This is a genomic window from Pseudoalteromonas sp. TAE56, assembly GCF_000497955.1.
Classification (GTDB): domain Bacteria; phylum Pseudomonadota; class Gammaproteobacteria; order Enterobacterales; family Alteromonadaceae; genus Pseudoalteromonas.
This window is the reverse complement of record NZ_AUTN01000147.1, coordinates 39630-54752: the sequence shown is the minus strand read 5'-3', so window position 1 is coordinate 54752 and position 15123 is coordinate 39630. Positions and strand designations below refer to the sequence as shown.

Sequence of the window (15123 nt, the reverse complement as noted above, 5' to 3'; positions counted from 1 at the left end):
GGATACCATGCGCTCAAGTGGCGTAGAAATGGGTGGTGGGCCGCCTCCACTTAGTCAAACCGATCGCCAAAACTTTGCAAATAACCTCGACCGTATTTTAGCGCAAAACAAGGCTAACTAACTTGAACACACAATTAGTTGGCTTAGGCGATACGCAATTTAGCGTGGCAGTGTACGTAGCAAAAGCGCCGCCAATGCCTTTTTTTGAAACACTTGAATACCTAGAACCGGTTATAAACGAGCAAATAAATACTATAAACCAGCACTGTGGTAATGGTTGGCGCAAAGTGTTTAACGTGTACGCAAAAGTGCTATTTTCCCTGCCAAGTGAGCATTACTCATTTGCTAAACAAGCCCCTACTTGGCAACAATATCGCGATGAGTATTTACTACAAAAAAATAGTAAAACCGCCCTACTATTTAGCGCACCTAACACTACTATTACTTGCGCAGATAAAGCTACTAGCAATAAAAACCAGTTACACATAATTGCAGGGCGTACGCACGCTAAAAACTTATTACAACAAGGTCAGTTACATGCACAGTTTGATTGGCTTGACGACGAGTTTGCAATCGATACCAGTAACAACATTATTGTGTGCCCGTATTTTGATTACAGGCAGCTAAGTAATATAAAAATAGCGAGATTAAGCGAACTAGTCGCGCAGCTAAAAATGACTAAATAACCTGAACTCTGGATAATAAATCTATCTCAAGCAGCTATTTTCAGCGCTAACCGCGTTGAATTTACTTGCAATAGGCCAGCTATTGACGCGTAAATTCGCCTTGCTTTCACTGAAAATCTCTGGCTAGAGAAAATAAATTTAAATATCAAAATAATTTAATATATTAGTAAATATCTTAACCAGAGTTCAGGTTAAATAACACATTGTAAGGAACGACCATGGCCGGAATTTTAGAGTTAAACGAATTATTAAAATCAATGCAGCCAGCGCTTAAGCAAGGCGAGTATATTTTTTGTTGCTTAGCAGGAAAATTGGCTGATTATGTTCATTTAGAGCCACTTGCTACTTATGTTGAAGAAGAAGGGCTAACCCTTATTTTAAAAGCTGAAACTGCCGATAAAGCAGGTATTACTTACGAGGGTAAATATAGTTTAATTACCCTTAACGTACATTCAAGCTTAGAGGCCGTTGGATTAACGGCTGCGGTATCTGCAAAGCTGACTGAGCATGGCATTAGCGCTAATGTGGTAGCTGCGTTTTATCACGACCATATTTTTGTACAAACAGATAAAGCACAAGCCGCGATGAAAGCGCTTGGAGAGATTGGTTAGCTTTGCTGGCACAGATAAAAGCTGAGTAATATTAACATAAGAGCGTCGGGTGGCGCTTCGCTTAACCGACCTACGCATAAAATAAAAGCGTGGTGTAGAGAGGTTTATATAAAAACACCGAGTTTGCTCACTCGGTGTTTTTATTGGTGCTAAATAGCGGGTGCTTGTTTAGCTTGTAAAAATTAAACTACATACCCGCTAAAACCTAGGGCTTTAAAATATAGCTTCGGAATGCCAAATTTGCACTCATTTAGCAGTTCGCTAAAGCGCATTCTATCAAGTGGGTAAAACTCATTTTCTAAGTCGTGCCCTGTTTGTGTTTTACCTGTTTCGGTTAAACCCAATTGCTCGCACGTTGTAAGCTGTGCTTCGCGTTCAAATAGCGTTTCAGGGCGCATTAAATCTGCTATATAAAGGTTTGCGTCTTTTTTAAGGCTGCCTTTAATCGCTTTTAATAACTCTTTTTTATCGCCGTTATCTTCTACAAAATGCATGACTAATAAACATAAAACAGCATCGGCTTTAACCGATAACTTATCAACTGGGCCATTATGAATATTTACGCGACTTGTTATACCTTGCTCGTCAAATTGCTGCTTTGCTATAGCAAGCATATCGGCTGNGATGTATCTTGCGCGGTAAATTGCCATGTAGGGTTTAGTGCTGCCAGTGCAAGTACTTCTTTGCCGGTGCCTGCCCCTACTACTAAAACATGCGCATTGTCGCTTAGCGTTGCTTGTAGCTGCGCGTTTGTGAGCTGATGTAATAATTCATAACCAGGAACTAAACGGGTTATACGGCTATCGTATTGTGTTGCTTGCTCGCCTGTAAACGTTGGCATTGTATCTCCTTGTTTTCAGTAATGTTGCTTATAAAACTTCAACTGTGGAATATCCACCTGGCTTTTTGGCTACATGCACTTGAGTGGCTACACGCTCGCTCATTTGTGTTACGTGCGATATAACGCCTACTTTTCTGCCTTGTGCTTGCAATGAATCAAGAGCGTCCATTGCAATGCTTAAGGTTTCGCTGTCTAACGTACCAAACCCTTCGTCAATAAACAAAGAATTGATTTGTACTTTGTTTGACGAAAGCGATGCTAAACCAAGTGCAAGCGCTAGCGATACTAAAAATGACTCACCGCCCGAGAGTGTATTAACAGAGCGTTGCTCGTCGGCCATGTCGCGATCGATAATTGCAATGTCGAGTGTTTGCGCTATGGCGGTTAATTCGTAGCGTTTGTTGAGTGTTTTTAAATGGCTGTTGGCATAGTGCAGTAATATTTTTAACGTTTGTGTTTGCGCTAAGTTACGCATGGTTTTACCCGTTGCATCACCCAATACTTTATTAAGCAAGTGCCATTGTTCAACCTGCGTTTTAAGCGTAGTTAACTCAGCTTGTTTGCCTTCAAGCGCTTTAGCGTTTTGGTTGTGTTGCTCAATGGCGGTATTGGTTGCCAGTAATGAATTTTGCAGCTGCGTTTGTTGCTCGTTTAAGCTGCTTAATTGTGTACTTAAAACCTCTGCACTTTGCGTTGATTTATCGCTACTGTTGTGTTTTTCAAGCGTAAGTTGCTGCTGTTTTAATGCGGCATTTGCATCTGTCAGCGCTTGAGTTAACTGCTCGTGCTCGTTTAAATGCGCTTTAATAGTCTCGCTACTAAGTGTTAGTAAAATTTTGACCTGTTCATGCGTTGCATTACTGTACTGCGCTTTAAAGTCAGTAAACCACTGGTTATAACGTTCCTCAAGCGTTGCTAGTTCTTGGCTGTTTTCAAGTAAGCGTTGCTCAACATTTTTAAGCGTTATAGCGTGCTCATCTCGTTGTTTTATCGCGTCGTCATATGCTTTTTGACTCGCTTGAACCTGCGATTGCATTTGCACTTGTGCACTTGTGAGTTTTGCTTGGTAGTCGTCTGCACTTATTTGCTCGTTATTAAATAAAGCTAAGCGCTCACTTTGCGTAGCGTTTAATAGCTCTTTAGCTTTTATAAGCTCTTCATTAAGTGCTTTTAACGATTGCTCGTTGTTACTTATAAGCGGGGTGAGCTGCTTTATTTGCTCATTAGCTGAGTCTTGACGTTTTTGGCTTTGCTCAAGTTGAGTTTGAGTTTGCTGATACTGCGTAACCTGCTCGTGCAGCTGCGTAAGTTCAAGCGTATTGGCTTGTAGTTGCTGCCAAAAATCACTGTTTTCAAATTGGCTATTGAGCGTTGTACCGAGCTCGTTAATTTGCGCACTTAGCTCGCTATGCTTACTCGTTAACTGGTTTTGCTGATGTGTAAGCTCAAGGTGTTTGTTACTAAGTTGCTGCTGTACTTGCTGCTCGGCTTTAAGTGCTGCTTGTAGCTCATTTACTTTAGTTTGCAGTGTACGTTGACGTTTTTGTTGCTCAAAGTATTGCGCTTTTTGCCCCGTTAACTGCTTATAAGTTACTTCAAGCTGATCAGGCGTTAAGTCGTTAAGCTCTGTGCGTGCGCCTTGCATGGTATTTTTAATGTCGAGCTGTTTAGCTTTTGCCGTTTGTATTATTTGCTCAAGTTGTCCGTGTTCAGCAGTTAATACGGCATGTTGAGTTTGATGCTTATGCAGCTCGCTTTGTGCATGATCAAATTGCTTTTTAGCTATATTAAAAGCATTTTCAAAATCAGTAATTAAGTTATTTAATTGCTGATTTTGATTTACCGCATACGGGTGCTCGGTTGCGCCGCACACTAAACAAGGCTCATTAGGGCGTAGCTCAGTGCGTAAATGCTCTACGTTTTCGCTGGCTCTTAAACGCGCTTGGTTAAGTGCGTACTCGCTGCTTTTAAGCGATTGCTCGCTGGTTATTAAATGCTGATTAAGTAAAGCATGGGCTTGCTGACTTTCATTTAATTGCTGATTAAGTACTTGTTGGCGTTGAGTGCTTTGCTTTAGTTCTGCGTTAAATTGCCCGTAACGCTCGCGCTGCTCTTTTAAGTAATCAATACTTTTTAACTGCGCGTCGCAGTGCTCTGCATTAAATTCATTAAGCTGAGTATTTAATGCCTGTAAAGTTGATTGCTCACCACTAAGTGCCACCTCGCTCAGCTGCACTTTATTATTTTGCGTATTTAAAAGATCGCTCTGATTTGCAAGCTCGCTATTAAGTGTTTGGCTTTGCGCAGCGTTTGCAGTTAATTGCTGTTGTGCATTTAAGTAGGTATTAAAGCTTTGCTGATAGTAGCTCCAGTCTTTTGCTAAAACGTGCAGCTGTGCATGCTCACTAAGCCATTGCTGGCTTTTAGTTGAGTCGGTATTAGCGAGTTCTAGCTCGTTATTGCTTTGTTTAAGCTGCTGATTGAGCTCATCAAGTTGAGTTTGCTCTTTGATTATTTGCGACTCTGCGCCTTTTACAGCTTGAGTTTGCAAAGCAATGCTGCTGTCGAGCTCTCTCGCTTTTGCTATAACGGGCGCTGCATTTTGTTTTTGCTCATTGGCGTTATTAAGTAGCTCAGTATGCTTAGCAAGCGCGGTGTTACGCTCGTTAATTACCGCTAAATGATCAACACTTTTAAGCGATGCTATTTGCTGATCTAACGCCGTATTTTGATCGGTTAATTGAGTAAAACGGCTGCGGTTATCTTTTATTTCAAGCGTTTGTTTAGCTTGTTTTGCTTGCTCGCTTTGAACAACGATACTTTCAAGCGCTGAGCTTGCTTGTTGCTGGGTTTGCTGTGCCTGTAGTAAATTTTGCTCAAGCACTGTAGCTTGCTGATACCAGTTAAGTGCTTTTTCGGTTTTGGTCAGCTCTTTTTTAGTGTGTTCGGTTTGCGCTTTTAAATCGGTTAACTTGGTTTGTTGTAACTCGAGTTCTTCTGGTGTTAATAAGGTATAGCTTTCAAGGCCTGCTTTAAGCGCTTCAAGCTTTGCTACTTGCTCTTTATGGCGCTCAAAAATACGCACGCCAATACGGCTAAATTTATCGGTGCCTGTTAAGCACTCTAAAAGCTGCGCTCGCTCATCGCCAGTGGCTTTTAAAAATGCAGCAAACTCATGTTGCGCTAAAAGTACGGCTCGGGAGAACTGCTCAAAGTTAAGCCCTATTTTACTCTCGACTTCTTTTATTGTGTGGCTTTTGTCAGCTATTAAAGTTTCGTCTGGCAGAGTAACTAATGTGTGCTCTGCTACTTTAAGTTTGCCTGTTACTTTTTTATGAGTGCGTGAAACTGTATAGCGTGCGCGATAAAGCTGTTTATCTTGCCCTAAAAAATCGACCTCGGCGTAGCCTTCCCATGTGCCTCTGCGTAGTAAGTTTCGCGCATCATTTAGCTTAATGCTGTCGCCGTTAAACTCAATTAAGTTACCTTTATCGCCGCGTAGCCTCGCTGTTTTTGTATAAAGGGCTAAACAAATAGCATCTAAAAAGGTACTTTTACCAGCGCCAGTATCGCCTGTGATGGCAAACAATCCTGCATCTTTTAATGGGGCTTTAGTAAAGTCTATTTCAGCGTCAACTATTGAAGCCAAATTATGAATACGAACTGCGGTTATTTTCATAGTTGTTCTTGCTCCGTAAGCTCGTTTATCACATCACTTAAAAGTGCTTTTAGCTCATCGGGTACACTTTGCCCTGCCATGTCTTTATCGTTTGCGAATGCTTGTTCTAATAAGTTAAGCGGGTTGAGCATTTCAACTTCGCTTAAATCTTCAAATACGGTGTTATCGTCATTTTGAGTCGATTGTTCACGTACACGTTCAATACCACAAAATTTAATATGCTTGCTTTCAAGTGCTTGTTCTATTTGTTCTCTGAAGGTGGTATCGGTATCACTTGATTTAAGCTTTACACGTAAATAAGGCGCTATTGTATTTTGTGATGTGTCGAGCACTTTAATTTGCTCGCATAGTTCGCTTAATGGTACACATTCCCCTTTTGGTAAAATAATTACATCGGCAGAGCGCGGAATGTAAAGGGGGTTTACAGTTGTACTAATATGTTGTTTTTCATCAACAATAAACTCAACAACATTTACTTGGTGCGTGTAGTTACGTTCTGAAAACGACATAGGGATAGGTGTGCCGCTGTATCGAATAACATCACTTTTAGCGACTTGTTGCGCTTTGTGTAAATGCCCAAGGGCGACGTAGTTGGCTTGTTTACCAAATACATTAGCTGAAATAGACTCTTCACCACCTATTACTAAGTTACGCTCAGAATCACTTGAAATGTCCCCGCCTTTTGCGTGTAAATGCCCCATAACTATTAATGGTGAGTTTTGCTCGTTTATATTAGTAGCTTGCTTTAGTGCAAGTTCGTAAGCTTTTGAAACGCCTTGTGCATAACTAGGGCCACTTTCGGTTTGGCTAAGTAAACTTACATCGCTTGCGCGTATAAATGGCATAGCGACGATTACAGCGCGTTTGCCATTGGTATTTATGGTAATAACAGTTTCGTCGGGTGTTGCGACATCAAAGCGCCCTACTACGTGAGTATCAAACTGTGCAAGTAATGGCTGAGCTGCCAAAATACGATTTGCAGAGTCGTGGTTACCCGCAATGATCACTACGTGTAATAGTGGGCATGCTTTTTTGGCGTCTTTAATAAATTGATAAAGCTGATTTTCGGCGCTAGCGCTTGGCGTCGCCGTATGATAAATGTCGCCAGCAACTAAAAGTAAGTCTATTTGTTGATCAACAAGAGTGGCTAATAACCACGTAAAAAAAGCTTGATGTTCAACACGGCGATCGTGTTCGTAAAATTGTTGGCCAAGGTGCCAATCTGAGGTGTGGAGGACTTTCATGTCGCGCTCTTAATAAAACCGTAAGAGCGCCAATATACCCAAGGCTGTTAAAGATGCAAGCCTAAGCCGTGCATTACGTTAGGTTAAACTGTACCAAGCTGAAAAAACAACCGGTAATGCTAAAAGTGCCATTAATAATGGGATTTTTAACGTTTTAGTTTGTTTTGCGTGTAGCGCCTTTAATGCATTTGTTTCGTTGCACGCTGCTACTTTATCGATATAAAAATAACCCGAATCGAGATACTGTTTACAGTTATTCTCACTTGCTGGAACCGCAATTAGTTCTTGTTGTTTTTTTAGGATGTAAAAATCCATAAGCCCACCGCATTTCTTGCTAGTAATCGATATTAATTTGAGGATAAATGTGACGAATTTATTTGCCTCAAATAAAAAGGTTGGCGATTTTAAATATAAACAGCACTAAAGATCAACCTAAAATTGCACTATTTGTCACTTATCGTATAAATAGCGAATATTAATGAAGTTCGGCAATATTTGAGCCAATTATTTACTCGTTTTCACTGTGTTTTTGTTCAGTAGAAAGGGCTTTTAGGCCATTTTACTTGTTATGAATTAGTAATACTTATAGGTAAGATTAATGGTTTACCTGGTAATACCAAAGCAATACTTTTTTAGCAATATATAAAATGAATGATATTTTTTAAGTTCTGGGACTTTGTATTTATCCGAACAAAACCATTATTAAAACTCAATTTTGTAAACCCCCTTTACAGTTTTATCCATTCGTATTTTGTTACAAAATATTTATATTTTTTAATCTAAAAAACTAAGTGAACATCACCCTAAAAATACGGTATTTGGTCGCTAATTTATTGAAGCTTGCTGGTATATTTGTCAAAGTACGCTCACAAAATTATATTAGGACTAACAATGAAAAAAATAGGTCTTACGCTAAGTGCTTTTGTATTGCCGTTGGCAATATCGAGTGCAGCTATTGCGTCTTCAGTTGAGCAAACAAAAGGTTCTTACGTTGATAAGTTTCGTCAATTAGACGAAGCACTTCCTACACCCAATGTATATCGTAGTGCCGCTGGCGAACCAGGTGAAAAATACTGGCAGCAACGTGTAAATTACGATATCGATGTGAAGCTAGATGAAAAAAAGCACCGCATTACCGGTAGCCAAAGCATTGAATATAAAAATAACTCACCGCATACGCTTAAATATTTATGGTTACAGTTAGATCAAAATATTTTTAAAAGTGACTCTATTGCCGAAACAACTAAAACGTTTAAAAGCACTTTAGAAAGCTTACCAGCTCAAAAGCCCGCTAAATTAAGTTTAGGCGAATTACGTCGCCAGCAATTTATGAGCGACAACGAACTGGGTTATACAATTAGTGGCGTAAAAGATGACGATGGTAAAGAACTACGCGTAACTGTAGTTGATACCTTAATGCGCATTGATTTAAACGAGCCATTAAAACCAGGTAAAGAAGTAGAATTTAGCATGAACTTTGCCTTCAACATTGTTGAAGAAGATGCTGTGGGTGCACGTTCAGGTTACGAGCACTTTGAAGAAGACGGCAACGACATATTCTTAATTGCTCAGTGGTTTCCTCGTTTAGCGGCTTATACTGATTATGAAGCATGGACAAACAAACCATTTTTAGGTTCTGGTGAATTTACGCTTGAGTTTGGTGATTACGATGTAGAGATTACTGTTCCGGCAGATCACATTGTATCGGCAACAGGTAAACTTGATAACGCGAGCAAAGTACTTACAAGTACTCAGCGCAAACGTTTAAAGCAAGCCGAAACATCTAAGCGTCCTGTGTTTATTGTTAACGCAGAAGAAGCGCTAGAAAACGAAAAAGAAGGCACCGACAAAACTAAAACGTGGCATTTTAAAGCGCAAAACGTACGTGACTTTGCTTGGGCGTCGTCTCGTAAGTTTATGTGGGATGCAAAGGGTTATCAGCAAGGTGGTGACGTTCAGCCTTTAGTTATGGCAATGTCGTTCTTCCCTAAAGAAGGTGGTGACTTATGGGAGAAGTACTCAACTGAAGCGGTAGTACACACAATGGAAGTGTACTCTAAGTATTCTTTTGACTACCCATACCCAACTGCGCAATCGGTAAATGGCCCTGTTGGCGGTATGGAATACCCAATGATTACCTTTAACGGCCCACGTACTAAGTTACAAGATGATGGTACACGTACTTATTCTCAAGCTGAAAAGCGCTTTTTACTTGGCGTAGTTATTCATGAAGTAGGTCATATTTACTTTCCAATGATTGTTAACTCAGATGAGCGCCAATGGACGTGGATGGATGAAGGTTTAAACAGCTTTTTAGATGGCGTTGCTGGTCGTGAATGGGATCCAACTATTCCTTGGGGTGTTGAGCCTCGCGATATAGTGAGCTACATGAAGTCTGAAAACCAAGTACCTGTTATGACTCAGTCAGACAGCGTACTACGTTTAGGGCCTAATGCTTATACTAAACCTGCAGCGGCACTTAATATTTTACGTGAAGTTATTTTAGGTCGTGACTTATTCGACTTTGCTTTTAAAGAGTACGCTCAGCGCTGGAAATACAAGCGCCCTACTCCAGCTGATTTTTTCCGTACAATGGAAGAAGCCTCTGGTGTTGATTTAGATTGGTTTTGGCGAGGCTGGTTTTACACCACAGACCATGTAGATATCTCTTTAGATAAAGTATATCAACTACGTTTAGACACTAAAAACCCTGATATTGATTACAGCCGTTTACGTGATATTGAAGCAGATAAACCTACTTCATTATTTGTTGAGCGTAACCGTGCTGAAGGTAAAAAAACATGGGTTGAGAAAAATACTGATGTTACCGACTTTTACGACGAAAACGACCGCTTTACTGTTACCAATAAAGAACGTAACTCGTACAACAAGTTTTTAAAAGGCTTAGAGCCGTGGGAGCGTAAAACGCTTGAACGTGCTTTAGAAGAAGATAAAAACTATTACGTTATGGAATTTTCAAACCTAGGTGGTTTGGTAATGCCTATTTTATTAGAGCTAACATATGAAGATGGCACTAAAGAAGAGCGTTATATCCCTGCTGAAATTTGGCGTCGTAATTACAAAAACGTACAAAAGCTAATAGTTACCGACAAAAACAAACCACTTGTATCAGTTACTGTCGATCCAGGCTGGGAAACAGCTGACGTAGATGTTGAAAACAATAACTACCCTCGTCGTATTATTCCTTCACGTATTGAAGTGTTTAAAAAGGAAAAGAGTAAAGCTAAAGTAAGTCGCGATATCATGCAAGATATTAAAACTGAGCTTAAAACTGATGAGAAAAAAGACGAAAAGGATGACGGTGAGGAGCAGCAATAATGCGCTTTTTGCTTATTATTGTTTGCCTTTTAGTTGCTGCGCCAAGTATGGCGCATCAACTAAAGTCGTCAGTTACAACCGTGCTTTTTAATAAACGAACGCATAATGTTGAATTAATGCATCGCTTTTATTTACATGATACCGAACACGCCGTAGGAACATTGTTTAAAGGCAAAATTGATATTATTAGTAATAAAGCCGACCAACAACGTTTTGCTAAGTATGTTGAATCGCATGTTGCTCTACAAACGTTAAGTGGTGAACCTTTACCACTTAACTTTGTGGGAGCACAAGTTGATGGTAAGTTTTTTTGGGTTTACCAAGAAGCACCAATTCCTGAAAACATTGAAGGAATTAAAATGAGCAATGGCGCGCTTCGTGATTTATGGCCGTCTCAGGTAAATATGGTAAACGTTGAGGGCAAAGGTAAGATTAAAACTTTAAACTTTGCTCAAGATGATACTTGGCTCGAAGCCCGCTTTGAGCAAAATTAATATTTAAAACTTCCCAACCGACGCGCACTGCAGTTAATGTGCGCGTTTTCTTCATACGTTTAAACTGCGTTCATGTTTGATCTGTTATTTGTAAATTTACGTAAAATTTGTTAGTTCAATTTGTATATTTACCTTTTTTTGCGCATGATATATCAAGCACTTAAATTACTGTGTTATCAATAGATTGATAATGGTGCGTATTAATATTTAAATATAGTTAGTTTCATTTATCCCTTTGTATTTAACGGCCTAGGGCATAAGCAGTAGAGAATTTTATGTTTAAATTTCATTTAGTAATAACTAAATTCAGGGAATGATATGACTACTCAGGTTGAGGCTATTTTTGGAGTAATTTTTGATTTAGATGGAACATTAGTTTCATCAGAATTAGATTTTGCATTAATAAAGGCCCAAATAGGTTGCCCTTGCGAGCAAGACTTGCTCGATTACATTGCTCAGTTGCCCTCACCGTATATGCGTGAAGAGGCAATGAATATAGTTCACCAACACGAATTAATAGACGCACAGCACGCCAGTATTTTACCCGGTGTGAGTGAAGCTATTCATGCTTTAAAGTCTAAAAATATTCCGATGGCAATTGTTACTCGTAATTTTGATAAAGCAGCGGCAATTAAATTACAAAATAATCCACTCCCTATCAGCACGGTTTTAACGCGAAGCGATGCACCAGCAAAACCAGATCCTAGCGCTTTAAATGCCATTGCTACACTTTGGAACATTAACGCCAGAAATTTACTTTATGTAGGCGATTACCTTTACGATATTCAAGCAGCGCACAATGCAAATATGCGCGCGTGTTTATATGCTCCAGAGTCAACGCCAGCCTATGCCGATCAGGCAGATTACGTTTTACATGATTTTATAGAATTAGTGACTTTAGTAGACAGTTACTCTAAAAAAATAGAATTATGTTAAATAGCATGCTATTAAATTTATTTAAGAATAAGTGCTACGTTATTTAAATTACAAAATAACGTTTGTTCCTAGCCCAATACGTTTTGAATTGGTAAAATACCGCAAAACGTAACGTATTCATTAGGGGCACAAAATGGGCAGAGCATTTGTAGTTCGTCAAAGTTCTATGATCAAAACAGCCAATGCAAAAACAAAAGTAAACTCAAAATATGGTAAAGAGATTTACGTTGCAGCAAAAAGTGGCGATCCCGATCCCGAAGTAAATCAAACACTACGCCGTCTAATCGAAAAAGCTAAAAAAGACCAAGTACCCGCACACGTTATCGATAAAGCAATTGAAAAAGCAGCCGGTGGCGCAGGAGAAGATTACTCTGTTGCCCGTTACGAAGGCTATGGCCCTGGTAACTGCATGGTTATTGTTGACTGTTTAACTGACAACCCGAACCGCACTATTAAAGATGTACGCTTACCGTTTACTAAAACAGACTCAAAAATTGGTACTCCTGGCTGCGTGGCGCATATGTTTGATCATTATGCAGTACTAGGCTTTGCAGGTGATGACGACGAAGTTGTATTAGAAGCATTAATGATGGCTGATGTTGATGTTAGCGATGTTGAAGCCGAGGACGGTAAAATATCGGTATTTGCACCACCAACAGAATACTTTAGAGCTAAAACAGCCCTTGAAGACGCATTTGAAGGCATTAACTTTGAAGTAGACGAAATTACGTTCATTCCTCAAGTTAATATTGAAATTGAAGACGAAGAAGTTATTGCTAACTTTGATAAGTTTATAAATATGCTTGAAGATTGTGACGATGTACAAAATATTTATCACAATGCCATTGTAAAAAATTAGATTTAATTCGCTAATAGCTTTAAAAAGCGTGTTTTGTATAAGCAAAACGCGCTTTTTTACGTTTGAATAAATGTTAAGTATTCATGCATATTATGCTTATTTTAATATATATTTTTAAAATGCCTTAAAAGTGCTGTTATTCTAATTTTAGGCGATAAAAAACCAGCTTAAAGCTGGTTTAGTACTTAATTTGAACGTTAGTTAAGCGGTTAAAGCGTATTCGTTTTTTGTGCTTTATATTTTATACGGTAGCTATGTAATAGTGGTTCAGTGTAACCACTCGGTTGGGTTACGCCCTCTAAAATCAATGCAAGTGCAGCTTGATAGGCAATGCTGTTAACCAATGTTTCTTCATTTTTTGCCATGGGTGTATACGCAGTGTCGTGCTCGTTTTGACCATCAACTACTTTAGCCATTTTTGCCATTGTTGATTTTATTTGCGCCTGTGAACACACGCCATTTAGTAACCAATTAGCCATATGCTGGCTTGAAATACGCAGTGTGGCTCTGTCTTCCATTAGCCCAATATGGTTAATGTCGGGTACTTTTGAACAGCCAACGCCTTGATCAATCCAACGTACAACGTAACCTAAAATGCCTTGTGCGTTGTTTTCAAGTTCGCTTTGAATATCTTCTTTTGAAAGCGTTTTAGGGTCTGCCATTAGCGGCGGTGTAAGCAGGTCATTAAGGCTAGCAATAGTACGTTTAGCAATACTTTGCTGCTCAGTAAATACGTTTATATCGTGATAATGCATTGCATGCAGGGTAGCGGCTGTAGGGGAGGGCACCCATGCTGTATTAGCGCCTGATTTAGGATGAGCTTGTTTTTGCTCCATCATTAATGCCATTTTATCTGGCATTGGCCACATGCCTTTACCTATTTGTGCTTTATGACTTAAGCCACAAGCAAGGCCAATATCGACGTTGCGATCCTCATAAGCTTGTATCCATGGTTGCTGCTTAATTTTTGCTTTTGGAAGCACAATACCCGCTTGCATAGAGGTATGGATTTCATCGCCTGTTCTGTCTAAAAATCCAGTATTTATGAATACAACACGCTCTTTAGCTGCATAAATACAGGCTTTTAGGTTTACAGATGTACGGCGTTCTTCATCCATAATACCCATTTTAAGCGTGTTTTTAGGTAAGCTTAACGCTTCCTCTACTAAACTAAACAAAGTATTAGTAAACGCCACCTCTTCAGGGCCATGCATCTTTGGTTTTACTATATTAATACTTTGCGCGCTGGTATTTTTAAAACCTGTTTTTTTATTTAGGTCATGCAGAGCAGCTGTGGCTGTAAACATTGTATCCATAATGCCTTCAAATACCGGTTGCTTGTACACATCGGTAATAGCAGGATTCGTCATTAAATGACCTACGTTTCTAACAAACATCATGCTGCGGCCTTTTAAAGTAACTGTGCCACCATCAAGTGCGGTGTATGTTTTATCACTTTGCAGAGTACGCTCTACTGTTTTATCGCCTTTTTTAAACGATTCAACTAAGTTACCTTGCATCAACCCAAGCCAATTTTTATAAACTTGTACTTTATCTTCTGCATCTACTGCAGCCACTGAATCTTCACAATCCATAATAGTGGTAAGAGCGGCCTCAAGCACTACATCTTTTAAGCCAGCTTTATCAGCTTGGCCAATCATGTGGTGGTGATCGATATGTAGCTCTATGTGTAAATCATTGTTTTTTAATAACACTACAGTTGGATTTTGTGCTTCACCTTGATAGCCAATAAGCTGAGATGGGTTAGCTAATGTGGTTTGAGAGCTATCACGCAACGTAATTAAAAGTGCGCCATCTACTACTGAATAATTAGTGCTTTCTATATGCGAGCCGTTAGTCAGCGGCAATGCTGTATCTAAAAACTGACGAGCGTAGGCCATTACCTTAAATCCACGAACAGGATTGTAGGTATTGCCTTTTTCGGCTCCATCGTCTTCGCTTAACACATCAGTACCGTATAAAGCGTCGTATAACGAACCCCAACGCGCGTTAGCGGCATTAAGTGCAAAGCGTGCGTTACTTACAGGAACAACTAACTGAGGGCCTGCTGTAAGGGCTACTTCGGGTTCTACATTTAGGGTTTCAATTTCAAAGTGGGCAGGCTCTTTAACCAAGTACCCTATATCTTGTAAAAAGGCATGGTACTTAACGCTATCCCACGTTTTATTAGCAAGATGGTAGTCATCTATTTGCTGTTGAAGCAATTCTCGCTTTTCAAGCAGTGCCTTATTTGTAGGGGTAAGTGTTTGAACAATATGTGCAAAGCTTTGCCAAAATTGATGCTCACTTAAGTGAGTGCCTGGTAGTAATTGATTTTTAACAAAATCAGCGAGTTGTGTATCTACGCTGAGTCCTGAATGTGTGAGAGTGTGGGACATATTTGCCTTCCTTAAACGGTCGCGATGTTGTTGTG

At 39.7% G+C, this 15123-nt stretch carries 11 protein-coding genes and 1 pseudogene; 7 read left to right on the top strand and 5 right to left on the bottom strand.

Translation table 11 applies throughout. The annotated features are described in order from the left end of the window. The 3 genes from L656_RS1000000122995 to L656_RS0119050 all read left to right on the top strand — a co-directional run. On the top strand, positions 1-121 hold a 121-nt coding region (locus tag L656_RS1000000122995; protein ID WP_198923577.1), incomplete at its 5' end, for a DUF188 domain-containing protein. A 1-nt stretch (position 122) separates the two neighbouring features. Further along, positions 123-686, top strand: a complete 564-nt coding sequence (locus L656_RS0119055; protein WP_024600382.1) for a DUF6942 family protein — start codon at positions 123-125, stop codon at positions 684-686. 218 nt (positions 687-904) lie between these two features. Continuing rightward, complete coding sequence (locus L656_RS0119050; RefSeq protein ID WP_024600381.1) at positions 905-1297, top strand: ACT domain-containing protein; 393 nt, start codon at positions 905-907, stop codon at positions 1295-1297. A 182-nt stretch (positions 1298-1479) separates the two neighbouring features. On the opposite strand, the pseudogene L656_RS01000000122435 reads toward L656_RS0119050, so the two are convergent. The 4 genes and pseudogenes from L656_RS01000000122435 to L656_RS0119030 form a co-directional block, all read right to left on the bottom strand. After that, positions 1480-2138, bottom strand: a pseudogene (locus L656_RS01000000122435) (class I SAM-dependent methyltransferase). Positions 2139-2166: 28 nt separating this feature from the next. Beyond that, positions 2167-5817 (bottom strand): AAA family ATPase, encoded by a 3651-nt coding sequence (locus L656_RS0119040; RefSeq protein ID WP_024600380.1) that lies wholly within the window; start codon positions 5815-5817, stop codon positions 2167-2169. Then, positions 5814-7061 (bottom strand): exonuclease SbcCD subunit D C-terminal domain-containing protein, encoded by a 1248-nt coding sequence (locus tag L656_RS0119035; protein WP_024600379.1) that lies wholly within the window; start codon positions 7059-7061, stop codon positions 5814-5816. The genes L656_RS0119040 and L656_RS0119035 overlap by 4 nt, the downstream gene beginning before the upstream one ends. A gap of 78 nt (positions 7062-7139) precedes the next feature. Continuing rightward, positions 7140-7376: a hypothetical protein gene (locus L656_RS0119030; protein WP_024600378.1), complete on the bottom strand. Its 237-nt coding sequence runs from the start codon at positions 7374-7376 to the stop codon at positions 7140-7142. Between the two features lie 576 nt (positions 7377-7952). On the opposite strand from L656_RS0119030, the gene L656_RS0119025 reads away from it, so the two are divergent. The 4 genes from L656_RS0119025 to L656_RS0119010 all read left to right on the top strand — a co-directional run bounded on the left by L656_RS0119025 (position 7953) and on the right by L656_RS0119010 (position 12689). Then, entirely contained in the window at positions 7953-10400 is a 2448-nt protein-coding gene (locus L656_RS0119025) for a M1 family metallopeptidase (RefSeq protein WP_024600377.1), read from the top strand. Beyond that, on the top strand, positions 10400-10894 hold the full coding sequence (locus tag L656_RS0119020; protein ID WP_007583614.1) for a DUF6702 family protein: 495 nt from the start codon (positions 10400-10402) through the stop codon (positions 10892-10894). Before L656_RS0119025 ends, L656_RS0119020 begins: the two co-directional genes overlap by 1 nt. A gap of 318 nt (positions 10895-11212) precedes the next feature. Then, entirely contained in the window at positions 11213-11830 is a 618-nt protein-coding gene (locus L656_RS0119015) for an HAD family hydrolase (RefSeq protein ID WP_024600376.1), read from the top strand. A 133-nt stretch (positions 11831-11963) separates the two neighbouring features. Further along, entirely contained in the window at positions 11964-12689 is a 726-nt protein-coding gene (locus L656_RS0119010; protein WP_024600375.1) for a YebC/PmpR family DNA-binding transcriptional regulator, read from the top strand. A gap of 209 nt (positions 12690-12898) precedes the next feature. Here L656_RS0119010 and L656_RS0119005 read toward each other — a convergent pair whose 3' ends face one another. Then, positions 12899-15088 (bottom strand): malate synthase G, encoded by a 2190-nt coding sequence (locus tag L656_RS0119005; protein ID WP_024600374.1) that lies wholly within the window; start codon positions 15086-15088, stop codon positions 12899-12901. Positions 15089-15123: the final 35 nt, after the last annotated feature.

Excerpts from the sequence above, each read along its gene's own strand:
- L656_RS0119020 (WP_007583614.1), top strand. The coding sequence starts at position 10,400 with ATGCGCTTTTTGCTTATTATTGTTTGCCTTTTAGTTGCTGCGCCAAGT.
- L656_RS0119010 (WP_024600375.1), top strand. The coding sequence starts at position 11,964 with ATGGGCAGAGCATTTGTAGTTCGTCAAAGTTCTATGATCAAAACAGCC.
- L656_RS0119025 (WP_024600377.1), top strand. The coding sequence starts at position 7,953 with ATGAAAAAAATAGGTCTTACGCTAAGTGCTTTTGTATTGCCGTTGGCA.
- L656_RS0119050 (WP_024600381.1), top strand. The coding sequence starts at position 905 with ATGGCCGGAATTTTAGAGTTAAACGAATTATTAAAATCAATGCAGCCA.
- L656_RS0119035 (WP_024600379.1), bottom strand. The coding sequence starts at position 7,061 with ATGAAAGTCCTCCACACCTCAGATTGGCACCTTGGCCAACAATTTTAC.
- L656_RS0119015 (WP_024600376.1), top strand. The coding sequence starts at position 11,213 with ATGACTACTCAGGTTGAGGCTATTTTTGGAGTAATTTTTGATTTAGAT.
- L656_RS0119005 (WP_024600374.1), bottom strand. The coding sequence starts at position 15,088 with ATGTCCCACACTCTCACACATTCAGGACTCAGCGTAGATACACAACTC.
- L656_RS0119030 (WP_024600378.1), bottom strand. The coding sequence starts at position 7,376 with ATGGATTTTTACATCCTAAAAAAACAACAAGAACTAATTGCGGTTCCA.
- L656_RS0119040 (WP_024600380.1), bottom strand. The coding sequence starts at position 5,817 with ATGAAAATAACCGCAGTTCGTATTCATAATTTGGCTTCAATAGTTGAC.